This window comes from Arthrobacter sp. TmtSoilC79 (assembly GCF_059739405.1).
In genome coordinates this window covers 154,819-178,930 of sequence record NZ_AP046052.1, presented here as the reverse complement: position 1 = coordinate 178,930, position 24,112 = coordinate 154,819, and the positions used below count along the sequence as shown (strand labels likewise).

General features: G+C 58.2%; 19 protein-coding genes. 8 read left to right on the top strand and 11 right to left on the bottom strand.

What is annotated here, in order from left to right; translation table 11 throughout:
* Position 1: 1 nt before the first annotated feature.
* The 5 genes from AC6JA3_RS22560 to AC6JA3_RS22540 all read right to left on the bottom strand — a co-directional run bounded on the left by AC6JA3_RS22560 (position 2) and on the right by AC6JA3_RS22540 (position 4,066).
* Positions 2 to 319, bottom strand: a complete 318-nt coding sequence (locus AC6JA3_RS22560; RefSeq protein WP_497920787.1) for a hypothetical protein — start codon at positions 317 to 319, stop codon at positions 2 to 4.
* 65 nt (positions 320 to 384) lie between these two features.
* On the bottom strand, positions 385 to 534 hold the full coding sequence (locus AC6JA3_RS22555) for a hypothetical protein (RefSeq protein ID WP_497920786.1): 150 nt from the start codon (positions 532 to 534) through the stop codon (positions 385 to 387).
* A 55-nt stretch (positions 535 to 589) separates the two neighbouring features.
* On the bottom strand, positions 590 to 1,435 hold the full coding sequence (locus tag AC6JA3_RS22550; protein ID WP_497920785.1) for a hypothetical protein: 846 nt from the start codon (positions 1,433 to 1,435) through the stop codon (positions 590 to 592).
* Between the two features lie 195 nt (positions 1,436 to 1,630).
* A complete protein-coding gene (locus tag AC6JA3_RS22545; protein WP_497920784.1) occupies positions 1,631 to 2,635 on the bottom strand; it encodes a hypothetical protein in 1,005 nt (334 codons plus the stop codon).
* Positions 2,636 to 3,487: 852 nt separating this feature from the next.
* The gene (locus AC6JA3_RS22540; RefSeq protein WP_497920783.1) at positions 3,488 to 4,066 is read right to left on the bottom strand and encodes a recombinase family protein; all 579 of its coding nucleotides are present in this window, start codon (positions 4,064 to 4,066) and stop codon (positions 3,488 to 3,490) included.
* Between the two features lie 346 nt (positions 4,067 to 4,412).
* Here AC6JA3_RS22540 and AC6JA3_RS22535 point away from each other — a divergent pair, with 346 nt between their 5' ends.
* The 8 genes from AC6JA3_RS22535 to AC6JA3_RS22500 all read left to right on the top strand — a co-directional run bounded on the left by AC6JA3_RS22535 (position 4,413) and on the right by AC6JA3_RS22500 (position 12,854).
* Positions 4,413 to 5,009 carry an RNA polymerase sigma factor gene (locus AC6JA3_RS22535; protein WP_497920782.1) on the top strand — a complete coding sequence of 199 codons (597 nt, stop codon included), beginning with the start codon at positions 4,413 to 4,415 and terminating at the stop codon, positions 5,007 to 5,009.
* Positions 5,006 to 5,746 (top strand): hypothetical protein, encoded by a 741-nt coding sequence (locus AC6JA3_RS22530; RefSeq protein WP_497920781.1) that lies wholly within the window; start codon positions 5,006 to 5,008, stop codon positions 5,744 to 5,746. Before AC6JA3_RS22535 ends, AC6JA3_RS22530 begins: the two co-directional genes overlap by 4 nt.
* Before the next feature lie 88 nt (positions 5,747 to 5,834).
* Positions 5,835 to 6,323, top strand: coding sequence for a hypothetical protein (locus AC6JA3_RS22525; RefSeq protein ID WP_497920780.1), 489 nt, complete (start codon positions 5,835 to 5,837; stop codon positions 6,321 to 6,323).
* 870 nt (positions 6,324 to 7,193) lie between these two features.
* On the top strand, positions 7,194 to 7,796 hold the full coding sequence (locus AC6JA3_RS22520) for a hypothetical protein (RefSeq protein WP_497920779.1): 603 nt from the start codon (positions 7,194 to 7,196) through the stop codon (positions 7,794 to 7,796).
* Positions 7,797 to 8,196: 400 nt separating this feature from the next.
* The gene (locus AC6JA3_RS22515) at positions 8,197 to 9,123 is read left to right on the top strand and encodes a HEPN/Toprim-associated domain-containing protein (RefSeq protein ID WP_497920822.1); all 927 of its coding nucleotides are present in this window, start codon (positions 8,197 to 8,199) and stop codon (positions 9,121 to 9,123) included.
* A gap of 195 nt (positions 9,124 to 9,318) precedes the next feature.
* The gene (locus AC6JA3_RS22510) at positions 9,319 to 10,410 is read left to right on the top strand and encodes an ABC-three component system protein (RefSeq protein ID WP_497920778.1); all 1,092 of its coding nucleotides are present in this window, start codon (positions 9,319 to 9,321) and stop codon (positions 10,408 to 10,410) included.
* On the top strand, positions 10,400 to 10,906 hold the full coding sequence (locus AC6JA3_RS22505) for a three component ABC system middle component (RefSeq protein ID WP_497920777.1): 507 nt from the start codon (positions 10,400 to 10,402) through the stop codon (positions 10,904 to 10,906). Before AC6JA3_RS22510 ends, AC6JA3_RS22505 begins: the two co-directional genes overlap by 11 nt.
* 4 nt (positions 10,907 to 10,910) lie before the next feature.
* A complete protein-coding gene (locus AC6JA3_RS22500; protein WP_497920776.1) occupies positions 10,911 to 12,854 on the top strand; it encodes a DUF3732 domain-containing protein in 1,944 nt (647 codons plus the stop codon).
* A 43-nt stretch (positions 12,855 to 12,897) separates the two neighbouring features.
* Here AC6JA3_RS22500 and AC6JA3_RS22495 read toward each other — a convergent pair whose 3' ends face one another.
* From AC6JA3_RS22495 to AC6JA3_RS22470, 6 genes are all read right to left on the bottom strand, one after another.
* Positions 12,898 to 17,805 (bottom strand): helicase-like domain-containing protein, encoded by a 4,908-nt coding sequence (locus tag AC6JA3_RS22495; protein ID WP_497920775.1) that lies wholly within the window; start codon positions 17,803 to 17,805, stop codon positions 12,898 to 12,900.
* A gap of 149 nt (positions 17,806 to 17,954) precedes the next feature.
* Positions 17,955 to 18,302 (bottom strand): TnpV protein, encoded by a 348-nt coding sequence (locus AC6JA3_RS22490; protein WP_497920774.1) that lies wholly within the window; start codon positions 18,300 to 18,302, stop codon positions 17,955 to 17,957.
* 575 nt (positions 18,303 to 18,877) lie between these two features.
* On the bottom strand, positions 18,878 to 19,648 hold the full coding sequence (locus AC6JA3_RS22485; RefSeq protein ID WP_497920773.1) for a ParA family protein: 771 nt from the start codon (positions 19,646 to 19,648) through the stop codon (positions 18,878 to 18,880).
* Positions 19,649 to 20,855: 1,207 nt separating this feature from the next.
* Complete coding sequence (locus tag AC6JA3_RS22480; RefSeq protein ID WP_497920772.1) at positions 20,856 to 22,778, bottom strand: MarR family transcriptional regulator; 1,923 nt, start codon at positions 22,776 to 22,778, stop codon at positions 20,856 to 20,858.
* 112 nt (positions 22,779 to 22,890) lie between these two features.
* Complete coding sequence (locus AC6JA3_RS22475; protein ID WP_018779737.1) at positions 22,891 to 23,124, bottom strand: hypothetical protein; 234 nt, start codon at positions 23,122 to 23,124, stop codon at positions 22,891 to 22,893.
* Positions 23,125 to 23,672: 548 nt separating this feature from the next.
* On the bottom strand, positions 23,673 to 23,927 hold the full coding sequence (locus tag AC6JA3_RS22470) for a MarR family transcriptional regulator (RefSeq protein ID WP_497920771.1): 255 nt from the start codon (positions 23,925 to 23,927) through the stop codon (positions 23,673 to 23,675).
* Between the last annotated feature and the right edge of the window lie 185 nt (positions 23,928 to 24,112).

Genomic DNA, 24,112 nt, shown 5'->3' with positions numbered 1-24,112 from the left:
GTTACAGTTTGTCTATCCAGGTGTCCTCTTCCCGGTCGTCCCAAGCTGAACCGGTGGACTTTGGCTTGCTGCGCTGCTCGATTGCTTGAAGTATTCGGCGCACTTCGACTGCGTGCAGTTCCCGAAGTGATGCCACATCTCGTATTAGGACTGAGTTGATCAATGACTTCCGCTCGTCCTGTTCCGCGACACCAGCCTTGTCAAAGGCTTCCCTGATCTGTGCGACCTGTTCCGGGCGGATCGAAAGTTCTTGAAGAGCTGCGGGAGCTGCGGGAGCGCGTGAGGTTGGAATATCAAAGAGTCCTGGTTCGTCAGTCACGAGAATCAATCTTACGGAGACCTAGCGGATGGCTAGCCTTCTACGCTCCGAACCCCAGCGGAAAGTCACTTCGTGTCGGATTTGTAGCTGCCATGCAGTTCGTTGAGACACCACCACACCGCAGCCGCCAAGACGCGCTGGAACGGCGTGAGTTCAGGGAACGCGGCAGCAACTGTGGACAGGATGGTCATGGCATTGAGTGTTTTACTGGTCATGCCCTCAGTTGAACCGGCTCAAGGCCGGCTGTGTGGGAAGCCATGAAAAAGGAACCTATGCTTGTCCCTGGTAGAACAGGTGATCTGTGTATGGACCTTCATTGTCTCGCTGTGTCAACGCGAGCCTTTGCATGTGAGTGGCTTTGAGAAGAGGTTCGAAGGGCAGCCCCACATATCCCATGAGATTGCGGACCAAGGCGTCCGAAATGTCCAACAGCGGCGAAATCAAGACCTCCAACATTTCGTCCCATGAGCCGTGGAGTCCATGCAGTAACCACGGGTTGGAGTGGGCGGCTCCCGAGTTGAGATTCCACGCGTAGTGGGTGTGGGGCGCGTGTTCCAGGCTCAAGTCCGTTGTCTTGATCTCGACGTTCGCGACCTTCCCACCTGGCCATTGGACATTCAGTGCCTGCCCGGTGGCCTTGACCTTCACTAGAAGTCCGATGCTACGGAATAGCTCGATTACGCCACCTCTTTTTTCCGTGGCCACCCGGAGATCTTCTTCGTCGTCTCCCCTGAGGCGGAAAGCCTCCAGAGCCGGCACCCCTCCCTGGATCCTGTGGATAAAGTCTGCTGCGCATCGAGCCAGGCGGTCGGCGGAGGACAGTTTAGGGTCGGTGAGCGAGCACATTCTCAGTGTGGCGTCGTGAATGGCTCTTACACAGTTCATGGAGGGCAGTGCAAGCATCTTCTCCGAGTTTAGAAGCACAAGAAGTCCTTGGCGGTACTCTTCCATAGCGATCATCAAAGTAGCCACTGTCTGCCCGCCGCATGAGTAGGTGCCGAGCACGAGCTCAGGGTGGTTGCTATCGTCTGCCCACTGCCGGTCGCGGAAGGCGGCGGAACCTTCTAGCGGCGAATGAAAGCTTGCTAATGCTTCCGCAGAAGCTTTAGCGATCATGTTTCCTTGCTGATCAAGGATCCTACGAACAAGAAGATCGAGGCCTGGAGGGCGGGAGGGCATGGAAGCAAACTTACGGCAAAGGCGTCCGACAGCTGGCGCGCTTTGGGCCGGCGACACATTCCAGTTCGGCTGTGGCGGGCTTCCCCCGCCTTCTTTGGCCTGAAAGTAATTCAGGAAGTCGACTGGAGGCAGCTAGGTCTTCTTTTTTGGTCGGCGGCGCTTACGTTTCTTCACCTCAGCGGGGGTTTGTGCTGCCGGTTCTTTGTCTGCTGGTTTCGGCCATCCTGGAACAGTCGGGGTTGACGTGACTCCATTGGGAAGTTGATTGACTACTCCCTTTAGCCGGTATTCGTAGCGACGGCGTTGCTGCTCAAAGGTGGATCCTCCCCGGGTTTCGGGCAAGGGAACGCTCGTTAGTGTCAGCATCCCCAGGTCTACAAGTTCTTTGGTGCCTTTGGTGCGTGTGGACGGCGAAATCCGGTATCGGTCAATGAATTCTGTACCGGAAAACCAGACCGGGTTCTTGTTGGCCTGTTCTGAGAGCAGGATCAGTAACATCACCAATCCTGGACCTTTAAGTGTCTGCATGAAACCTTCGGTCCACAGCTCTGCGGGTAACTGAAAGTAGAGGTTGGGATCCGTCACCGGTTCCTGGTTCGGCTTTTTGAGCTGGGACAGAACGTAGGACGTAGAAGGGAGGGAGTATTCCTCCCCGGTTCCAGTCTCATTCATCAGTTGAATCAGAGGGGACGTCCCTGGGCGTGGTACCAAGCGGATGAGATTCGCGGCTGCCAAGGATTTCAGGGCATCCCGAACACGTCGGGCCCCGTTGCCTCTGGGGTCTGGTAAGTCGATCAGCTCAGCTAGCGCCGGCGCAGTCATAACCGTCTCAAAGGGAGGCTTTGATGTTTTCCAAAGAAGGCTGAGGAGGACTTTGATACTTACATAGCCAGACCGCCCTCCCCCGCTGGAGCCAGAGTAGAGCACCGAGAGCATCGGATCCCGTCCTTCCAGTGATCGAACAAACCACTTTCGGACTGGAGCCGTTACACGTCGCCCGGCCCAGTCTTCGATCTCATCTGCTCTGTCCAGAGACACCTTGGAGACGCCACCCGGCGTTGCGTAGAGGAGACCACCACCCATGACCAGCAAGCGCGGCGCGGTGGGCGCAGCCGCAGTTTCCTCAACAGTTTTCACAGCGATCAGGTGTCCTCACTACTATCCTGCGTTAAGGCTAACCTCTTGCTTTCATAAACGCACCCCTGGAGATTCAGCAAGGGCATATGCTATTCATTCGCAAAGGCTAGGGATGGCATTGTACTCCGCACTCTTGACGGAGTCAAGCCAATGTGAGATAATAGATGTAATGAATGCTTCTAGAAGCGGAGGCGTCGCAGGCCCACTCTGGGGGTAACCTGCGCGGCGTCGATGTGGAAACGAGCGTTCTAGCCTGGCCAAGACCGAATGAGTTTACACAGCGCTTCGGTATGCGTCCGCTATCGGCTCCGTCAACGGGACGGGGAGGGGATAGTGAAGGCGACACGGCCTGCGGAGGGAGGGGGCTGGGAAGCCTTCTCCCTCTTTCGTTTAAAGCATCACCGCCTGCTCTGCACGACGTGCACTTAAGCCGGACCCCACAAGAACGTCGCTACTGACCAAGCGTGGCGGAAGCCTCTGTCGCCAGTGTCGACTGGGGAGCCGTCTGAGGAATGACTCCTGCTCTCTCGAGGTCGGTCCTGATCGTCCGGAGGTTCCTCAGGCGGATGAGTCGCCAACCATTCTCTTCGGCCCAAAGGTCCTTGATGGCATCGCGAGCTTTTTGTCGATCCAGTGCGGCGTAGGCTGCGGCTTTCGTCCGTGTGGGCCAGAAGATGGGAATACGGTGGTGTGCGCCGGGACCGTCAACGCGCGAGACAGCCCCGTTGCCTGCGAAGCTTTAATTCCGGAAGGATGCAAAACAATCGCAACCCGTACATAGATGTTGTTCCAAATCATCTGCCGTGGACAGCAGTTCCAAAGACAACTTTCGGGGATCGCTTGCACTGTGGCTCAGGAGTCCATGCTCAGGTAGCGGTAGACAGTAGCGCGGCTGGCTCCGATGATCTTTCCGATGTCCGTCGGCTTGAGGCCACGGGCTTTCAGTTCATGTGCCCTCTTGACCTTCTGGTGGTCTGTCGTGATTTCCCGGCGGCCTGCTTTGCGTCCGTGAGCAGCTGCAGCGACCATGCCGGCCTTGGTGCGCTCGGAAAGCTGATCTCGTTCAAGCTGAGCGAACGCGGAAATGATGGTGACCATCGCCTGAGCCATCGCTCCCCCGACCTCGCTGGCCGGGTCAGTGGCGATGCCATCCCGAAGGGAACGAAACTTGATTCCCCTTGCCTTGAAGTCATCCAAGAGCTCGAGCAGGTGGCGAGTATTGCGTCCCAACCGGTCCAGCTTCCACACCACGACTTCATCCCCTGGACCCAGACGGTCCAGCATCCGGTCCAGCTCTGGACGACTCACCCTGGTCCCGCTGATCCCCTGGTCTCTATAGATCCGCTCGCACCCAGCTGCTTCCAGTTCCCGGATCTGCAGATCAGTGTTTTGGTCAGCCAGACTGACGCGGGCATATCCAAGGCGTGCCATCACTCCTCCGTCTTATCAAAGGACCAAAACCAACAATTCTGAGAATACCTCGGTGAGACACTTTGTTCGGACAGGAGGAGCACTGAAAATCGGCGAGTCGCGTTCGTCCACCACGGCAGCCTCTCGGTTCCCATCAAAGGATCCTTTGATGAGATTGCCAAGAGGATGCGACAGGTTGCGGAACTCCGCCGGGCCTCGCTCAGTTCCTCGAGAGGTTTTACGGACACGCCCTTGGGCCGCCGACCCCTGACGATTCGTGGGCCGCGTGAATGGCGTGTTTGTCCTGCTCCCAGAAAAAACACTCTCCAATGTGTAACCATCCGTGCTGTCCCGGACAATACAGGGCATGGAGAACGTTCAGCTGGGGGATGACGTCCTGTGGGCGGACAGCTTGAAGGGTGACGCCGAGGCGTTTGGTCATTTATACGACCGGCACCGCGGTCGCGTCTTCCGTCACGCTTATCGCTTGGCCGGCGGACGGCACGACGCCGAAGATGTCACGGCGGCGGCTTTCCTTGAGTTATGGCGCCGCAGGGACCGCGTAAGGCTGATTGAGGGGTCGATCCTCCCGTGGCTGCTGGTGACGACGACAAACACTGCTAGGAATCTTCAGCGCGCAAAGGTCCGTCACCGGAAGCTCTTGGACGCAATTCCCCGGCGCGCTGAGGTCGCAGCGGAACTGGATCCCGCTCATTTGCACCACGACCTTTCGTTGAATGACGAGGTCGCGCAGGCTTTGGCTGTCTTGAAACCATTGGACCTGCGGCTGTTCAGCCTTGTCGTGTTCGAAGAGTTGCCTCTGCCGGCTGCAGCTGAAGCGGTGGGGATTTCCCCGGGGGCGGCCAAAGTCCGCATGCATCGCGCCCGCCAGAGACTGAAGGCTGCACTGCCCCTGTCGTTCCACCACGTTCGCTCGCCAGCATTGAAAGGAGATCCGTCATGAACGACCTTCGCATTGATCCGCAGTTCGACCAGGCGCTCCGTGAGGTACTTCTTGCTCAGGTTCGAACCAGCTCAAAACCACAGAACCAGAAGCGGCGGTGGCTGTTGTTCGCCGGCGCTTTGGCTGGAGCAGGAATGCTGGGCGGCGTCGGCGCAGCTGCTGCGGGATTCTTTACCCTCCCCGGGGTACCCACTACGACTGCCCTGAGCACCCCATCGACTGCGGTGTACAGCGGCACAGCAACAGCAGACCTGGGACCGGCTCCACAAGGGGCGACCGGTATTGAGGTCGAACTGACCTGCCTCACTGTCGGGAAGTTCACTTTCCCGGATGGAGCCAACGTCACCTGCTCTCCGGCCGATCTGGGAACACACGGTGCCTGGTCAAAGTATGTCGTCCCCTTGGACCCTTCAACACAAGGGATAACTATTACTACCGATCCTGAAAACAGGTGGCAAATCAGCCTCAGATACATCTCACAAGTTGCCACCGAGTGGGAAGTCAACGCGAAGGGAGAGACCTATGGCGTCGAGGTGCCAGGGCGTGGAGCCCCGGACTTGCTCGCAGTCACAGCCACTAATGGAGCAAAGGGCTACGCCTACTCGGACCAGATGAAGGGAACCGATCCGGTAAACCCGGAAGAAGCAGCCAAGAATATGCCTAAACCTCAACGTGAAATCCCGGTTTATCTCAGCGATGGCACCACGCAAGTTGGCATATTCATGGCACCAGGGTGATGTCAAAGATTCTGCATTATTTCATGGCTATTCCGAAGCCTGCACTATAGGATGGCGAAATCCAATCCAACTTCATTCAGGTGGGGAAATGAACAACTCTAAGCTGTCTCGCGATGATCGCCTTTCTTCACGACTTCGCAAGCGGGTGATAGTAATGATTACAACTTTCATTGCTGCATTTGCTGTCATGTTTGGCGCTCAATCGGCCTTGGCCTACGGGGCGGTGTACAGCCAAGTCGCCCAGTATTACGTGGCGGGCCACTGGTACGACGCGTTTGCCGTTATCTACACGCAGCCCCAAGGGTACGCGGTGGGCGGTACTCAGAGTTCATTCACCGGTGGCGGGACATACACTGGGTGGGCTGGAGCCAGGGGTCGTTTGTTTACCCAGGACAACTACCTAAGCTGCGAAGGCTTAAATATGTACAATCCTTCTCCAGGAACAATTGCCAACGGGAATTCGTGCACTCGATACCAGTCCTACAACTGGTACAGCTGGGGTGTTGCCCGTGGCTGGAACGGCTCTGGCTATAACGATTTCTACACATACAAGACAGTTCTTCAGGGAAATTGGTAGGAGAAATCATGAAAATTCCAAAATTGTCCACGCGGGGCTACGTGGTTGTCGTCAGTTTGTGCGCGGTTCTGGGACTGGGTGCCGGCGCATCTATGGCAGTCGCGGCAGGCGGCTCCTCCCCTTCCAATTTGGCTTCCCAGACCAAGGTCGCACCGGAGTATCCGAGGAACGCTAACGGCAAACACCTACGGGTTCGCCATAGATTCCATATCGCCAGAAACTGAGCCCGATCTCATCGCAGCTCTCACGACCGACGGCAAACGAGGCTACGTTTCGAAAGCCGAGCTGGATGTCGCCAACGGCACCGCAGCTTCACGAGAGTTCAGGACTCCCGAAGACGCCGTGAAGTGGACGGAAACCGAGGGACGAGCCGACCGGTCGATACCCGTTTACGAATCCGACGGTAAAACGGTGATCGGGGAGTTCACCGTGGCGGGTTCGGACACTCAAAAGGCCAACCAGGCACTGATCGAACCTCGTTGAACGAAATATATTGGGGGTGGCGGGGTGTGGATTTCCTTCATACCCCGCCATGGGTATGAGCACTCGACGCCGCTCCGAGTTCCGGTGCTCGCACCCAAGCCGATTCGTTGGCTGGGCTGCGCGTACATCTTGGGAACCGATCTATTGATGAGATGAAGACAGGGAGCCGACAGGTTGCTGTTATCCCCCCGTCATCGTGCATTGTCACCGTGCGGGCCGTACTTACACGACTTTGGTCAGTAGCCGTGCGGGACATGCCGGCGGGATTACCCGGCACGGTGAGGGACCGGCTAACGGGCGTCTTGCGTACTGAGAAACCCCCTTTCAGTTCGAGTGTTGCGGAGCTCAGTCGTGGGCCGGGGCCGTCAACGCGGCTATAGTTTCTTCGTGGACTGGGGATTTTGGATAGGTGTGGCTGGCACGGTGCTCGGAGCGGTGGGCGTCGTATACGGCATTTGGGCCCGGAGCCACCCAGGATCAGGACGCCTTGCATTCAGGGTCACCGAATCAGCTCTTATCCCCCAGAGCTCTCACGTGGAACGCTTGAGGGTCTTGCTAGAGGACCGAGAGATCACCGATCCATGGCTCGCGGTAGTGGATATCATCAATGTTGGCGGAATCGACCTTTCGCCGGCCGCGTTCGAAGGCGGGTACCTGAGGCTCATCACCTCCGGATCAACGAACTATGGCAGAGGAATAATCGAAAGCGTCCTTACTCCGGTTGATGGCACCCTGCGGGTATCTGAGAGGCCTGACGGCGTGTTCGTCGACCCCGACATGGTGGAGTCGGTTTTCGAGTTGGCACCTCGTCAGCTCAAGGCTGGCGAGGGCCTTTCGCTCACGGTCCTGGCCAGTCACAGACCTCGGATTAGGGTTCAAGGTCGACTTGCCGGGTTTGAGATAGGTCCGCCTTCTGCGCAGGTTCGAGCCGGGATCCTTCGTAGTGCGGCCGCAGGGGCCGTAGTCGCATCGACCCGGCTTCTTCGTTAAGACGACCAAGGAATGTTCGGGTAGCTCGAACTCGCGACCAAGCGCTTGTGGGCCCGCGAGTCGGCTTCATCATTCCGCTGCAGGCATGTCCCTGTGAGGGCTTCCCTTACGTTCTCTGTCCCGCAAACCCTCTCCCCCGCCGATACTGAGGCGCTTTACGTCGGGACGACTGAACGAGACACATCGCGAGCGGAAATCCTGAGTTTCTGGCTTGCCAGCCGCAGCTGCAGCGCGGTCTCAGGAAGCATTAGCTTTCTAAGACCCCACTACTCGCTGGGACAACAGTCTCCCATTCAGCCGAGCGGAATCACTCGTCACTTAGGACTCGTCGTCGGCCAGGGGCAGACCTGACGACGCCTTGCAGATGGAGAAGCAATGTAAGTATTGAGTCGTGGGGACTATGATCTCGCTGGCACTGAACGGCATCGACATCGACTGGGGCAAGAACCGGTACTGGACGAACCATCACTGGCTTTTCCCGCCTGGGAGCATCACCCAGGTTGAGTATCAGTACGCCCACGGGATAGTCGAAAGAAGGCCAGGATTTGAGACGACCCTAAACGAGACCTATTTCCGTCTTTGTCATCTCGGTTACTCCCAGCATGAGACAGAAACGAAGTTCCAGGCTGTTGTTTCACGTTGGAATCGCACAGCAGACTTGCGTCTCTCCTTCTCGGACTTCCGGCGCGCTCTTGCGGGAGTCGACTTCGCTTCGCTTACGTCGGAGGATCTAGAACCGCATGCCTGGGACTTTTACGAGTATCTTTTGAACCGTCTAGCGCATTGGGACACTGAGCATGCATTCCTTGAGGACTTCATTCGAGGCCTCGATGTAGCGCTCACCCTCCGAGTCCTTGCCGAAAGTGCCGAAAACCGCTCACTGCCACTCCGTTGGCACCATCAAGATCTAGTTGACAGCGGTTGGGTAACACTCGACGACCTGACTGACATTGACCGGCCTACCTTCATGGTCAACCACACCGTACTGTATGGACGCCTGCAGGAATACGCAGGGGCAACCAGAGTGGGCGCCTTTGACAACTGGCTTGTAAACAAGCATCTCGCTCGAGAAACGTCTTACACCGAAATGCGTCCTGACGGCACAGTGGCTGTAAAAAAGACAACCCTGCCCACAGCTGTTCGCAACATGATCCATCACCCGGAGAACCCACATAACCTGCTGTCCGATGACAACCTCCGAGAGAGCATTGAGCTTCTTCTGAGGGTTGTGAAGCTACTTTCCAATCCTCTTCCCGGCCTTGCTCAGCGCAGTACCACCCCAAAGGACATCGCAGCCAAACAGACGGCCGAATCAGCCATGAGCTAGAGTCACAGCAGAAGGGGCGAATACTGTTGCCCCAGTCGGTGTTTGCAGGAACAGGTTTCTCCTGCCGAGTTTTCCTTGGAGGCGCAATTCATGACTTCTCACGATGCGTCCTCTAGCGCGATTGGGTACCTCTACCAAACGGATTGGGCCCTTCTAGAACTCCTGAGAGGGGCTCGAGACCGGCCGGACCAGTCAATGACCATCGAGCTTTTCGACGACGTTGCATGGGAAAAGAATGGCGAAGTAAACGAGCTGCTCCAACTTAAACATCATCAGCATTCTGCAGGAAGTCTCTCAGATATGAGCGTTGACTTGTGGAAAACGCTCAAAGTTTGGCTGGACACCCCAGCTTTTGTGGACGACGGGGGGCCTCTTCTCACATTGCTGACCACGAGCGAGTGTGGAGCAGGAACGGCGGCGTCTCATCTCGGTCCAGGACCCGATAGAGATCCAGGGCGCGCTTTGGAGCTTCTCGATACAGCAGCGTCCGCATCAACGTCCTCTACTACAGAGGCAGCACGTCTGAAGTGGATTGGGACGCCGCTCTCCTCACGAATCTCGATGGTTGAGAGGATTCGCGTCCTAGGAGGTGCGATACGTATCGAAGACGTTGAAAACCTCGTCAGAAGTGAGATTAGCTGGGCACTCCCTATAGGCCAGGAGCAAACCTTCTTGAGCCTTCTTTGGCAATGGTGGCGACGCGTTGCCCTGGACCTACTGCAGAAGAGGCGAGATCGGGTCGAGGTCCTAGAGGCGCAGCAACAAGTTCAAGTCATTCGGGATATGTTTGTCCCGGACAATCTCCCGACGCTGGTTGAATTAAGCCAAATTGACGAAGAGACACTGGTGCAAAGCCACGATGCACATATGTTCGTGCATCAACTTCGCTGGGTGAATGTCAGCACCCCCCACCTACGCAAAGCGGTCGGCGACTACTATCGGGCCGTGACCCAGACTACTGAGTGGATTGACCGGTCGCTCATCGGACTAAACGAGCTCGGCACCTTCGAAGATAACCTCGTGGACGAGTGGGAACGAGCCTACGCGGACATGATGGAGGACCTAGAGATAGATGCCGATCAAGCTCTACGCCAAAACGTCGGGCGGGAGCTCTGGCGTAAGCTCCGAGACTCGACCGCGATAGCAGTCCGGAGTCGTTACACCGATGCCTTCTTCGCCCGCGGTAAGAGACATGAGTTAGCTGACAGACGCCTGATCGGTTGGCACCCAGATTTTGAAGACCGCGTGCAGGCTCTGCTAGCCGAAAGGCTCGCTGATGGACAATAATTCGCCCGCACTCAGCGAATGGGATGCCAGGTCTCCTGTAGTGGCAACAATGCTCAACCCTGCTTTGTTTGCAGCTATATTCGCCGCATCCGCCGAAGAATACGAACGGCGGACCGGCAAGAGTATGCCATGGGAACTGCTTTTCATCATTGCTCCTCTCGTATTGCACCACGCCACTCGTGCTGCACTCCCCCGGACAACCGCTTCGCATCTGTCAGCTTGGATTGCGAACCATCCAACTATCCACGCTGGGTTTGCAGAACGCGCCAAAACTATGGTCCCCCATGTTAAGGAAGGGCTTCGATTCGCACTGCGAGCTGGCGTTATCAGTATCGATGAGGCCGGACTTTTAACGGGTTCTCTGCCGGCAAAAGCCCGGCCGGCGAACACCGGCGATGTAAAAGAGATTGTCAGAGCTGCCGCGTTTCTGGGCCGATGGTTCACAAAGATCGAACGGTCATCTACCGTATACGGCTATTTCGGCGTGGCACCATAAGACCGTGCAGCTACTGAATATCACTCTTTACAACCACGATGGCCGTGAGCGATCGGTCGAGTTCAAGCCGGGCTCGCTTAACATCGTGACCGGGGAGTCACGAACCGGCAAAAGCGCTCTCTTAACGATCGTCGATTACTGTTTGGGCCGCGATGGCGCCAAAGTTCCAGCCGGACCGATTTCCGACACAGTGGCATGGTTTGGCACACTGTGGCAGCTGGGGCCTGGGGCGCGAGCCTTTCTGGCACGTCCTGCGATGAGGACAAGCGCTTCCTCGAATTCGCGTGCCATGCTTGAGTTTGGCGGGGATGATCTTGCTGACTTTCATCTTCGTGACCTTGAAGTGAATACAGATTCCGATGCCCTTCGCTCCCAGGTGGGGCTTCGAATCGGGCTGCCGGAAGTCCGTTTCGAACCATCCCAATATTCGACACGATCTCCTTACTCCATCGGCCTGGGCAGCGCCGCACTCTTGTGCTTTCAAGGGCAGGATGAAATTGCTAGCAGGAGTCTGCTCTTTCATAGGCAAGCTGAGAGAGGCATTGACCAGACGCTCAAGGATTCGCTGCCGTTCTTCTTGGGGGCTTTGCAGGAAGACCAAGCCACTAAGCGCGCACAACTCCGCGATGCTCGTAGAGACTTGCGTAGGGCGGAAATGACTTTGAGTGACGCTGAGTCCAGTGCGCAGACAACGGACGTCACCCTGCAAGCAGTCCTCTCTGAAGCGCACTCAGCAGGAATGACAGACATCCCATCAGCTCCGGACATACGAACTACAGTCGCCCTTCTCAGTAACATTCGGTTTTCAGGGTCGAAAGAGTTAGACCGAAATTCCGACGTGCGGTCCCAAGATGCACGGCGAGAAATTGAAGGACAAAGGACTGAGCTGCGACAGCAGATGAAGCGACTGTTGTCCGAGCGGGATCTTCTACTCGACTTCCGCAGCGGGGAAGGCAGTTACCAGCGGTCCATCGCTCTGCAGACAGGGCGAATGACCAGCCTGGATCTCTTACGCGCCGGACACAATGGTCCGCAGTCCGACGGGCAAACCGATCACTGCCCCGTCTGTAGTCAAAAACTTGGGGCTCCGGATCCTTTGCCGAGCCAACTGGAACAACGCTTGGCTGAGCTTAGAAAGGAGCTAGTAACTCTGGCGGCTGCAGAACCGAATCGTCGGACTGCCCTCATTCGTTTAGAAGAGTCCATTTCAGAATTGCGCATGCAGCTCCAGGCCCTTGATAGAGCATTAGAGACGGTAAACCTTCGCGGCAAAGAAGCCGGGACGGTCAGCGATGCCGAGAGCCGCGAATTTATACGCGGTCGCATAGATGCCATCCTCAGTCGGCACTCCTACACCGACGACAATCACCTCGGCCTACTCAAACGACAAGCTGAAGCAGCGAGGGCGAGAGTGAGCGCACTTGAGCACGAGCTGGATGACGATGAGGCCCGCGAGCAGTTGACTTCAAAATTAGTCACCTTGGGCCGCGACATGACGGCATTTGCCGAAAAACTTGCACTCGAACATGCGGAAAAAGAAGTTCGGCTCGATCTGTCCAAACTCACGGTCGTGGTCGACAGTGAGAACGGACGAATACCCATGCATGGTATCGGCAGCGCAGCTAACTCGATCGGCTACCACCTCGTCACTCATCTAGCACTGCACAGGTTCTTTACCAGGCAACACCGACCAGTTCCACGGTTTCTAATGCTCGATCAACCGACACAGGCGTACTACGAGTCGGAAGAAGAGAAGCGCTCAGGCAAACCCTCCGACCGAACGGCCGTGTTGGCAATGTTCCGGCTCATGAAAGACGTCGTTGAAGAGCTCTCGCCCGAATTTCAAATCATCGTTAGTGATCATGCCGACCTTTCAGAAGAGTGGTTTGCGGACTCAGTCGTGCACAACTGGAGGGACGACAAACTTGTCCCCCTCAGCTGGCTCTAGGGCTTCGGAACAGGAAGGATAACGCCAACGCTTCCGCATGGACTCACCGCCCGTACCCTTGCCGTTGCTGGTGCTGCCGGTTCAGTGTCGGCGGCTGGGCTTTGGTTACACCGGTCCTTGGGGCAGCGGTGCCGGGTGGCTGCGGGAATGACGCCTTCATGAGGCGTTGCATCTTCCCAAGGCGAGGGTCGACCTCGGGATCGGATTCGGGCTGTGGTGGTTCTTCTGGTTTTGCTGCATCGGCCATGAGCCGGTCGACGCGTGCTGTGTTGTCTTGGGCAGCCTTGAGTGCTGCGGTGTGCTTGAACGGTTCCGCCAGGGCTTTGCCTGCTTGCTCGATGCGGGTGAGGGCTTCCTGGCGTCGTGTCTCGACGTCGGCGGCGAGCCGTGGCAGGGAGGACACCCTGTTTTCGAGTTGCCTGACGGTCCCCACGTCAGCTGCCAGTAAGCCCTTACGGGATATCTGGGTGGTCGCCCTAGGCACGCCCTCGATGCGGACTTCCACAGTGGAGCGGTCCAGGTCTCTGCCGGGGACAAGCTTGGCGCGCAGCTCGTGGCCGCCGAGGGTGGCGATCGCGCCCAACTCGTCGTACCCGTAGAGGTTCATGAGCCGATGTCCCTGCCGACCGGCCCATGCCCGGAGAGCTTCCGCGGCCTCGGCCCTGTTCTCAAAGCTCTGCCCGCCGATGGTGGCTTTGAACGCGTCCGCGGTGGTGTCCACGGACCTTGCAACGGCGGCGTGGATCAGTGGCAGGTCCTGTGCTGCCGCGTCAGCTGCTGATTGTTCGCCGCGTTTGGTGTGGTGCACCGCGACCAGGTTGCGGTTGTACGCCCGGTCCAAGCGGGACAGGCGGGCAAGTTCCTGGTCCGCGACGGCCTTTTCCAGGACCAGGGGGTTGCCGCTGGTGATGGCTTTGGCCTGGGCGAAGTTCAGGGTGTTGTCCCCGATGTCTTCGATTTCCCGGACGTCCAAATGCCCGCGCATGATCTGGTTGATGAACCGGGACTTCCGTTCCAGTCCTTGCCACATGAAGGAATCGAAGGATTCCTTGGTCACGACCTGGGAGATGCGGACCTCCGGGTTCTGGTTGCCCTGGCGCAGGATCCGGCCGTGGCGTTGCTCAACGTCGGCCGGCCGCCACGGGGCGTCCATGTCCACCAGGTGCACGGCACGTTTTTGAATGTTCGTGCCGACACCCATTTTCGATGTTGATCCAACGAGCACGGCGATTTGTCCGGAACGGGCGGCAGCGAACAGCCGGCCTTTCTCGTTGTCGTTTTTGGCTTCGTGAATGAACCTGACCATGTGTTCGGGCACTCCCCTGCGACTGAGCTGGTCTTTGAGTTCGCCGTAGACGTTCCAGTTATCCGAGGGTGTGCCGAAGTCGCAGAAGACCAGTTGCAGGGCACCGGGGACCGGGTCGGGTTCTCCGGTGGAGGGGTCGGTGTAGATGCGGTCTTTGTGTTCTTCGTACACGCTGGCCAGCAGGTCGGCTGTGGCGCTGATTTTGGTGGGTCCGTGCTGGAACAGTGTGGGATCCACGAGCCTCATATCCAGAGCGGCTTTGCGGCCGTCTGAGGAGACTTTGAGCATGTTGTCTTCCTCGGAGGGCACGAGGCGGCCTTGAATGGCGTCGACGCGGTTGCCGATGTCCTGGATGTATTCGCGCAGTTCGGGGCTGGGTTCGACGGCGAGCATGTTGGGTTGGCGGAGTCCGTCTCCGTCTCGTGGGGCGAGTGTGGGGATGGGCAGTTTGAGGTCTTCGGCTGTTTTGACGTCTGCGAAGGTGCGGAACATCTTCAGCAGTTCGGGGACGTTTTGGAATTTCGCGAACCGGCTCTTGAGTTTGAACCGGTCGCCGCCGGCGACGGAGAGTTCCATTTCTTCAACGACTTGCCCGAACGTGGCGGCCCAGGTGTTGAAGTCTTTGATCCCGGCTGCTTGGAGCAGGTCCGGGCGCAGGTAGCGTTGCATGACGTACATTTCCGTGACGGAGTTCGCGATCGGTGTTGCTGTGGCACCGGTGATCACGCGTCGGCCTTCGCGTTCGCGCAGCAATTCGGTCTTCATGTGAAGGTCTGAGGCACGGGCTGAACCTGTGATGGCGGCACCGGGGATGTTGGACGGTGTTTCCAGGTTCTTGTAGTCGTGCAGCTCGTCCACTACGAGGTAGTCAATGCCGGTCTCTTCGAAGCTGATCCCCGGATCGGCGGGGCTGTCGAGTTTGGCCTTGAGGCGTTCTTCTTGCGAGAGAACCATTTTTTCGAGGCGCTTGACGATGCTGGCGTTAGCGCGTCCGTTGTCTTGCCCATTGTTTTTGGCCGATTCCAAGTCGGCTCGCATTTGGGCAATTTCGCTGTTGATGTAGGCGGCTTCAGATTCCGGGCTGAGGCTGACGCGCTGGAATGCGGTGCGGGTCATGATCACGGCGTCCCACTGGTTCGCGGCCGCGCGGGCAACGAACTGTCGGCGTTTGTCTCCGGCGAGGTCAGCTGAGGAGGCGGCGAGGATCCTCGCCTGAGGGTAGATCTGGAGCCATTCCCGGGCGAATTGTTCGAGCATGTGGTTCGGGACGATGACGGCGGGTTTGTTGACCATGCCCAGGCGGCGTAGCTCCATCACGCCCATGACCATTTCTGCGGTCTTTCCGGCACCGACCTGGTGGAACAGCCCAACAGCCGGCTCGGAAAGCATCCGCGCTACAGCCGCGCGCTGATGTGGGCGCGGGGAGAAGTCTTTGGCCATACCGGGCAGGGTCAGCCGCTCCCCCTCGGTGCTGTAGTCCCGGAGCACGATGGAGTTGAAGCGGCGGTTGTATTCGTCGATGAGGCGGTTGGCCCGTTCGGGTTCTTCCCACACCCATTCGCCGAACCGTTCCTGCAGCAGCTGCGCTTTCTCCTGGGCCGCTGCGGTTTCGGTGGGGTTCAGGATCCGGCGCTTGTCCTCGCCTTCGTCGGTGACGCGGACGGGCCGTTGTTCGAGGACCTGTTTGAGGATGTCGGAGGCGGGCATCCGTTGGGTGCCCCAGTTGCTTGTGGCCGCGAGGGTGTGGCGGTTGGCTTTGACGTCCCACATGGACCCGGCTGCGTTGGAGACGGTGGCGTAGGGGTCGTTGAGGATTTCGCGGACGAACTCCTGGTGGGTTTCGGCGTCGATCCAGACAGCGCCGAGGCGTGCTTCCACTTCGTCCATCCGCAACGGGGCCGGAATGGCTTCGGCCAGGGCGTGAACGTTGGCCTCGAACCGGTCATCGGAGAGTGCGGCGGCTTGGGCGATTTCCAGCTTCTCGCGGACGTTCCCAGAGAGGTATTCCGCCCGTGTCTGGAAGGTCTCGTCGGGGCCGGGGATCTGGTAGATGCTCTCCCCCATGGCAGCCCGGGTTTCTTCCCGGCTGATGCCCAGCAGGGACGCGGCGTAGTCCAGGTCAACTTCACCTACGGTGTCGAGGGTGACGGTGAGGGCTTCTTCGGCGGTGTCCACCCCAAGGACGGGTCGGCGGGGCTGAACTTGGCGGCTGGACAGCACCGCAGCAGGCGTGGCTGTCTGGGTGGCTTCGTCGAAGTTCTCCAGTGCCTTGACCAGAGGCCCGAACGGGTCACGGCCAAGGATGGACACGGCCCTGGGTGTCGTGCGGGCCTGGATGGGTTCCTGGGTTTCTTCGTCCACACGTCCGGTATTGCGGAGCGTGAAGCGGTTGATCGGTCCGTAGGTGTCCACGTACTGGCTGTACGCGGCTTTCAGCTCGTCGCGGAGCGTGTCGATGTCGGCGGTGTCGTCACGGCTGTCGGCTTCTGCGGTGAGGAGCTTCCGGCCTGCGTCCCTGAGTCCCAGAAGGGCGCGTAGTTCGGCGGCTTGGGTTTTAGGGACGGCGAGTTCGGTGTGGGAGCCGTTTTCGACAACGGTGAAGCCGTTGTCGGTGGCGCTGATGTGGCCTTCCCATTCCGTGGCTGCTGCCGGGACGTAGGCTGCTCGCTGGCGTTCCTGCTCTGCGGTGCGTTCGGTGATGACCAGTCCTGCGGCCTTGGCTTCGGCCACGACGCCGGCCAGGGCAGCGTCCAGGCGGTTGGGGACGGCGGAGAGGTCATCGGTGGTCAGTTGCAGGGTTTCGGCCCCGTACATGCCGTGGGCCACGTGCAGCTCCCCCAGCAGACGCTCGGGGTGCTCATCGAAGTAGGAGTTCAGGCGGGTGATGGTCCCGTCGATCCTGCGGGCGCTGACGGTCTCCCAGAGTGTGGAGGCCGGTTCCTGGCCGGGTTCCCTGCGGCGGAAGATCAGCAGGTCAGTCATGGCGTCAGTGCCGGCGGCTTTGCGGTGTGAGCCGGTGGGCAGGCGGACAGCTCCCACGAGGTCGGCCAGCTGGTTCATTTCCCTGCGTGCTGCCGGGTTGGTGGCATCCAGGGTGAAGCTGGACGTCAGGACAGCCACCATGCCGCCGGGGCGGGTCAGTTCCAGGGACTTGAGGATGAAGTGGTTGTGGATCGAGTGCCCGCCTGCGTTGTGGCGGGGATCGTGCAGCGTGACGTTGGCGAAGGGGACGTTGCCGATGGCCAGATCGAAGTGGCCCGTGGGCAGTTTGGTGTCCGCGAAGGATTCCGCCCGGACAGTGGCATCGGGGTAGAGGGCCTGGGAGATGGCCGCGGTAGTCGGGTCCAGCTCAACGCCGGTCATCTCCGCGTTCTCGGGTGCGAAGCCGATGAAGGTACCGACGCCGGATCCCGGTTCAAGCACAGTGCCCCCGTTGAATCCGAGTTCCTGTACCGCTGACCACATGGCCTGCACGTAGGCGGCGTCGGTGTAGTGGGCGTTGATCGTGGTGCGGCGGGCTGCGTCGTATTGTGCCGCGGTCAGGAGGCTGCGTAGGTGTTCACGGTCCCCGGCGTATTCTTCCCAGGTTTCATCGAAGATTTGGAAGACGCCTTGCGCTCCCCAGCTCCCCCACCGTGCAAGCACCGTCTTTTCGGCGTCCGTGGCCGGTCGGTTCTCGGTCTGCAGGGTCTGTAGTACCTCGAGGGCTTCAAGGTTCGCCCTGATGCGGCTCCTGGCCCCTGAAGGTGCAAGGTCCTCCTGCGAGGCGGGCCTGAAACGGTGCTCCGTGCCAGCTACAGTTGCTGGCGCAGCTCCTCCGCTTGGGCTTTCCAGCCCAGGTATTCCTTGATGCTCGGATTCTCGTACTCGTCTTCCTCGTCCTCCGTCTCCGGGGGCGAGAGCAGTTCGTACCGGACGATCTCCTCGGCCTGGTTCCGTGCCGCGTTCAACCGGCCCACCTTCTCCAGGAACCCCTCCCCTTTCGGGTCCGTGCCGGCCAGCTTGACCTGCAGCTCGTCCACTTGTTCCTGAGCCTGCTCCCCCAGATTCGTGAAGAACTCGTCCGGGTTCTGAATCTGGCTGTAGCGAGTTGGGCTCGCTGCCTTCCAGGCTTCCTGAGCCTGCCTGCCGTACTTGTTCATTGCGGTCCTCCTCTGGTGCCGCCCACAGAGCGTCAAAGCTCAGCTGACCATCGATCTGATGCTTCTTACGCCCCACCATCGAGCACTCCCCCTAGCGACTCTTCCGATAAAGAGATCACGCTAGCGGGGATACCCGTGAATTGCCTGTCACAAGATCCTGTGCACGGTTTTCGTAGGTGAGCTAAGGCTGCAGGTCTGAAGCTTCAGCCGAATAATTATGTCCAGATAGATTTATTTCTGGCGAAGGCGTTCCCGCAGGGCCTCGTCCAGTAGATCTGTAATAGTGATTCCGTACTTAGTCGAGTAGGCATCCAATTCGTCACGAAGTCCAATCTCTATCTTCGATGAGAATGGTTCCATCCGGCGCTTACTTCTCGGCCTTCCTGGACCCGGACGCCTCGGTTCGAGGTCAGTGACAGCTGCCAGCTCCGACTGGGCTGGGTCGATCGCAGGGGTCGGCCCAATCGCCTCCCCCACTTCCGCGGTTTGCGTTCGTTTCTCCGCAGAAGTCAGAACATCCACAACGTCGGCTGCTGGTGCTTTGCGAATAGATGATTTGCGCTCCAAAGCCATGATTAGTTCACCCCATCCAGGTAGCGCGCATGCGCAACAAATTTCTCAGTCATGATTGCCGCTCCACGGCCGGCGAGCTTCGTAAGCGGTGAGCGTGTACTGACGGAGTCCTGCATCGCTGTTCGTAGTGGAAGATGCGGCTCTCTTACATCCTCGCCGTAAGTACTCTCGAGCTCTCCGATCTGGAAGGAGTGTTCAGAGGTGAGGGGTGAGCTGGTCTTGTTGATGATGATGCCCAGGAATTCCAGCTGAGGATTCAAGTGCGGCAGCGACTTGACCTTCTTCACGGTGTCCAGGAACTCCGTGACCCCTTTCACGGAAAACGCAGCCGGTTCGGTAACAGCAAGTACACGGTCGGCCCAGATCAGTCCATTCAGCGTCAGCCGACCTAGGGCCGGCGGAAGGTCGATGAGAATATGGTCGTACCGTTGAAGCTCGTCGGCCCCCCATGCCGCGGTCTTGAGTCGCATCTCGGGCGTCAGTAGTGCTTCCGATTCAAGTCGCGCTAAGGATTCAGAGCTAGGAATTAGGTCGACACCCGGCCATGTCGTCTCGGTGATGGCTTGCCCGAGCGTCCCAGCCTCTCCCCCGTACAGCACATCGAAGACGTCGAACTCCCCAGCCCCTTCAAGTGCTTCCGTTACGTTGGCTTGCGGATCAAGGTCAATTACCAATACTTGCTTTCCGATCAGACGCAGGCCAGTCGCCAAGCCAAGTGTCACCGATGTCTTACCCACACCCCCCTTGCGGTTGCCTATGGCCGTAACTCTCATCCTCGTCCTCCAAAGCTCGCCAGGCATCGATGGACAATCCATCAATCCTTCTGTCATGCAATCCGGACATCAATCTATCACTCAATCAATACAGCTTGCAATCCATCAATCCGTATATCAATACATACATCAATCTTTCTGTCATGACATAATTATTTATTCTCTCTAATCTGTCACTTACCCTGCACGTCCTAGGGGTGGGGGCGGGCGGGCCCGGCTTGTCGCCTAGACATCCATCAATCTTTCTGTCATGAAATATTTATTTATTGCGCGAAAGGGGCCCATCAGACCTCTCGCACCGTCGGGGAAGGTCAACACGGGCGGTGACACCCGCTGAGATCCTGTAGCAATGGAGAAGCCTCTGCGTTCGACGGAGGGGACATTCCCTGACGGGACGAATCGCAGCCACCGAGCACGGTGGCGACAATCAATCAATATTTCAGTCATGAAATAATTAATTCGTCCCAAGGCTCTTTATGGCAGTAAGCCGCTGGAGCGTCGGCCGACCCCTAAGATGGGAATTTGTCAATGAAACCTGACGAATAGGACGAACCCGTGCAATGGGATCTGGGAGACGGGCACCATCGAGGAATAGTTGGGGTTCTTCTGAAAGACGGTCGGCTGGGCCTTAATCACGAAGGCGACGAATGGATCAGCGTCCAAGGGGTCACTGGTCAAAACAAACGAGATCCAGATAGGTCTGGCTTTGAGCTCGTGGGGGAACAAGAAGTAGCGGGTTGGCAAGGGGCTTGCGAATGTGGTTGGACTGGAAGGCAGTGGCAGCGAGTCAAGGGGAGAGCCAAAACCGACATCACAAGGTACCGAGCCAAAGCAATGATAGGGTCCCCAGCCACAGCACCCTTGTCAGTAGAAGAATCCGTCCTGATCGAATGGCGGAAACACGTAAGGGCGTGGGGGCTGCAGATGGCTGCTCGCAGTTACAACCGGGCCGCCGCTCGCCTGGACGAAGCGGTGAAAACTGCACGCGATTCAGATCTGACCTGGGCCGACATAGGCTCAGAAACAGGTATGTCGCGCCAAGCAGCTCACCAACGGTGGAACCGGACAGAATTGTCATCCTAGGGCGAACAGAGGCACTGCAGTGAACCGGGCGCCCGGTCGCCTCGCACGCCCAACGACAACGAAACACACAAATGCCCACGCTAGGTCCGAATAGGAGTGCATCCGAGAAAAGCCACTGCACGGATTACACAGCTCTGTTGAATGCCATATCAGCTAGAGACCACTCATCTGGTGGCCCTTCATAGGCTTCCCACGGGTAATCCTCGGTGGGGGACAGGAGCTCCGCTACAGTTCGGACATTCCTCGAAAGCCACTCCCTCCAGATAGCCCGTTCGATACGATACTTCTGCACTTGGCCGGCCACAGCTTCCAACACTCCGAAGTACTCCGCAAGTTCCTGGAGGGAAGTTGAAACCACGACCGTCCAGACTCGTCCATCACCCCTAGACACCAGGTTCCAGGCCGCCAGAATCTCAAGACTTTCCCTTACGGCACTTCTGGAGAGCTTAGTCTGGTGCACTAACTCCGTAGTCGTCAGCCCTGGTGTGTGCTCTAGGGCTTCGTAAACAAATGCCGCAGGCATGCCTAGCTCTCTGAATACCGGTCTAAGTGCTTGGACTCTACCCTTCCGCCACGACAGTTCCTTCGCGCCAGCACGAAGACCCTCAGGCACCGTCAGCATGTACAGATCCCCTTTCGTTCCCCGACCACGCTCCACCAAAGTAACCAGCGGATCACTTTCGGAGCGCAGGGCCCTTAGGTGGGAACCAACCGTTGTGTGGTCAAGACCTGTCGCTACAGCGATTGACCGATCACCGAACTCAACGAAACGCGAAGCAGTCATGTGAGCGGCTGCTCCAAGAGCCCGTAGAACCATTCGCCGTGCCAGACCGTTCCGCGAGCTAGCGTATGTAGGTTCTCGTAGCCGGGCGGCGTTTCCCCAGGTGCGCAGGTATCGGTGCTCGCTATTCACGTCAGATGTAGGCAGTAGAGCGGGGGGCTGTGTATAAGGCTGGCTTGTGGGGGATTTACGTGCATTGTTATTTCCGACGTCAGTCACTGGGTTTTTTCGTAGGTAGGCGACCGCGTTCTTCCAATCCCGCTTCAGGGAGGGGAGTCTCTGATGCGCGGCGTAGCGGGCATAGAAGGACGCGAGGCCAGGCCACACACCTTGGAGGACACGTCGTTCTACATCAATAAGACCCATGCCTGCAGCGGCGGCCGCTGTCAGAATCGCCTGACGGGCTTCTGAATCGGAGGCATACCGGTTTGCGTCGTACAAACCGGATAGTGCCATCTGCTGCATAGGCCGGGACATTCGCCCGGCCACCGTTGGTGCTCTAGAGGCTTCGCGGTCCGCTGAAAGGGGCTGGTCCAGCCTCATCGCTCGTATCTCAGCGATTTCATGGCTCAGATCTGAGCGCATTGCCCCCCATACCTTTTCCCTGTTTGGGCGCCGCGCAACGTCGTAAGCCATGTTGAGACTCATCGCGAGTTCCTGGTAGCCACCGCGCTTGTGCGGTGAGCCAGGTGGACGCATGCATCCATGAAGCATGTTCTGGTGGGGCGTCTTGTCCAACGTGCGGTACCGAGTGCCAAGTGCCTCTACAACGTCTCTTGCTTCTGAAAAGGCGACCCGCTTTTCCAGTGGGATGTACACGTGCCTTCCGCCATTGGGCGAGTAATCCTCGATCCACCGAGCGCCACAGCTGTGCAACCACGTTTGGAGTGATTTCACATCAGCCTCAACCCAGTCGACACCTGCAATGGAGGAGTCGAAGTCAAGGAAGATAGCCGAGCAGCTACCATCCTTCCCGAAGATCCGGACTGCAGCAGGAAAAGTGGGTAGCGTCTCAGTCAGAGCCCGTTCGTGCTTTTGAGGATAGGTCTTACCACCGTCCCGGGAGAGGCGCATACGGGCTTGACCTGCGAGAAGAGGCGCAAGCGCGGCCCACGCTTGGGCGGCGCTTGAAGTCTGGGTTGGCTCCTGAGACACGCCAGCAACGTGGGCTGCTGGCAGCACGGGAGCGTGCTGTTGTACGATGATTTTGTTCCTGTTCAGGGAATGAGAAATGGCCGATCCTGCCAGATCGGTTTTGCAACACAAATGAAGGCCTGTTCCAGGACTTCCATACGATTTACGATCTGTCTGCCGGCAAGCTATCCGGATCGTGAATCTTCAGCTTCGAAGGCCCGCTTATGGCGGGCCTTCCTTGTATCTATGAGGCCATACGGATCGGGAGTTCATCCTGCTGAGTGAACTGACCAAGCAAGGCCAAATCTTCACGCAAGGATCGGTCGACTGCAGAGGCAACATAGTCGGTGACAGTCATGCCTTTTGCGGCGGCGATCATGTGAACGTCCTCCGCGGTCTTGGCCGGCGTGCGGAAGCCAATGTATTTGCGGAGGCCCTTGCTGGGCCGACCGCCTCCACGATTGATTACTGCGCTCATTGTCAGGTCCTTTGAATCTCGCACAACCAGGGGTTGTAGCTGGTTCATTGTTGGTGCCACATGCAGTCGATCGAAGTTCTGTTTACAGCTATCGACTAAATCGAACCTAGCACCGCGAAGAGTCCCAGCCGGGGATTTGTTTACAGAAAACAGCTCCGCGTGTCGCCTCCCGCCCCGTAAGCAGCTTATGGCTAGTCGACTCTTCAGTCGTAGGCCCGCTGTATACCTGCCAAGGTTAGCCCGTGGTGCGGGGCGCAATTCAACGGCACTGACACGCCCGCGATACCCGTTGTCACCACCGTTCAGGGCACCCTGGTAGTCCCTGGTGGATAGCCCATAGCGGCGGACCGCTCCGTGTGCATGCCTATGTCGAACCGGGAAAATATGACGATGGACGCCAATGCGAGGTTCATCCACCTTCGACGTTGCGCATGGAACATGTGCGCTCATACTTCACTACCTCGCTTTTTATATCGGGAGTGGAAACCGGTCTTGATCTGCGGCGTGTCCCAGATCGTCCGCGGACTTTCGCGGGCATTCAAGAAGCGTTATTTACCGTCGAGGTAGTCGGCATAGTCGGCCAGTGCCTTATCCCGCGCGGCCTGGTTGAGCGTGTAGACGACCCGCTGGCCCTGTCGTGGTTCGCCAGCATCCGACACGATAATGCCCTGGTCTTCCAAGTCCTGCAGGTGCCGGAAGATGGTCTGGTACGTCGCGGACAGCTCGCGGCTAATCTGCCCTGAAGTAGTCCCGCCGGGGTTGAGCGCTAAATGTCGAATAATCGCAGCGCGCACCTGATTCATTCCAAACGCCTTCATGGCTGCCTCAGCCTGTGGCTGCACGGCGGCGAGGGGCTTTGCATATCGGGGCACTTGCCTATTTTGCCGTATTTGTTCACCCCTGGATATTACACTAACATTTAATGTTAGGCTCATGAATGTGGGAGGTATGTATCGCACTGAGTCCTTGTGACAAGCGCTTTCGCTGG

Excerpts from the sequence above, each read along its gene's own strand:
- AC6JA3_RS22510 (WP_497920778.1), top strand. The coding sequence starts at position 9,319 with ATGACCATCGAGCTTTTCGACGACGTTGCATGGGAAAAGAATGGCGAA.
- AC6JA3_RS22550 (WP_497920785.1), bottom strand. The coding sequence starts at position 1,435 with ATGATCGCTAAAGCTTCTGCGGAAGCATTAGCAAGCTTTCATTCGCCG.
- AC6JA3_RS22535 (WP_497920782.1), top strand. The coding sequence starts at position 4,413 with ATGGAGAACGTTCAGCTGGGGGATGACGTCCTGTGGGCGGACAGCTTG.
- AC6JA3_RS22555 (WP_497920786.1), bottom strand. The coding sequence starts at position 534 with ATGACCAGTAAAACACTCAATGCCATGACCATCCTGTCCACAGTTGCT.
- AC6JA3_RS22525 (WP_497920780.1), top strand. The coding sequence starts at position 5,835 with ATGAACAACTCTAAGCTGTCTCGCGATGATCGCCTTTCTTCACGACTT.
- AC6JA3_RS22530 (WP_497920781.1), top strand. The coding sequence starts at position 5,006 with ATGAACGACCTTCGCATTGATCCGCAGTTCGACCAGGCGCTCCGTGAG.
- AC6JA3_RS22540 (WP_497920783.1), bottom strand. The coding sequence starts at position 4,066 with ATGGCACGCCTTGGATATGCCCGCGTCAGTCTGGCTGACCAAAACACT.
- AC6JA3_RS22470 (WP_497920771.1), bottom strand. The coding sequence starts at position 23,927 with ATGAATCAGGTGCGCGCTGCGATTATTCGACATTTAGCGCTCAACCCC.
- AC6JA3_RS22475 (WP_018779737.1), bottom strand. The coding sequence starts at position 23,124 with ATGAGCGCAGTAATCAATCGTGGAGGCGGTCGGCCCAGCAAGGGCCTC.
- AC6JA3_RS22490 (WP_497920774.1), bottom strand. The coding sequence starts at position 18,302 with ATGAACAAGTACGGCAGGCAGGCTCAGGAAGCCTGGAAGGCAGCGAGC.
- AC6JA3_RS22505 (WP_497920777.1), top strand. The coding sequence starts at position 10,400 with ATGGACAATAATTCGCCCGCACTCAGCGAATGGGATGCCAGGTCTCCT.
- AC6JA3_RS22485 (WP_497920773.1), bottom strand. The coding sequence starts at position 19,648 with ATGAGAGTTACGGCCATAGGCAACCGCAAGGGGGGTGTGGGTAAGACA.
- AC6JA3_RS22515 (WP_497920822.1), top strand. The coding sequence starts at position 8,197 with ATGATCTCGCTGGCACTGAACGGCATCGACATCGACTGGGGCAAGAAC.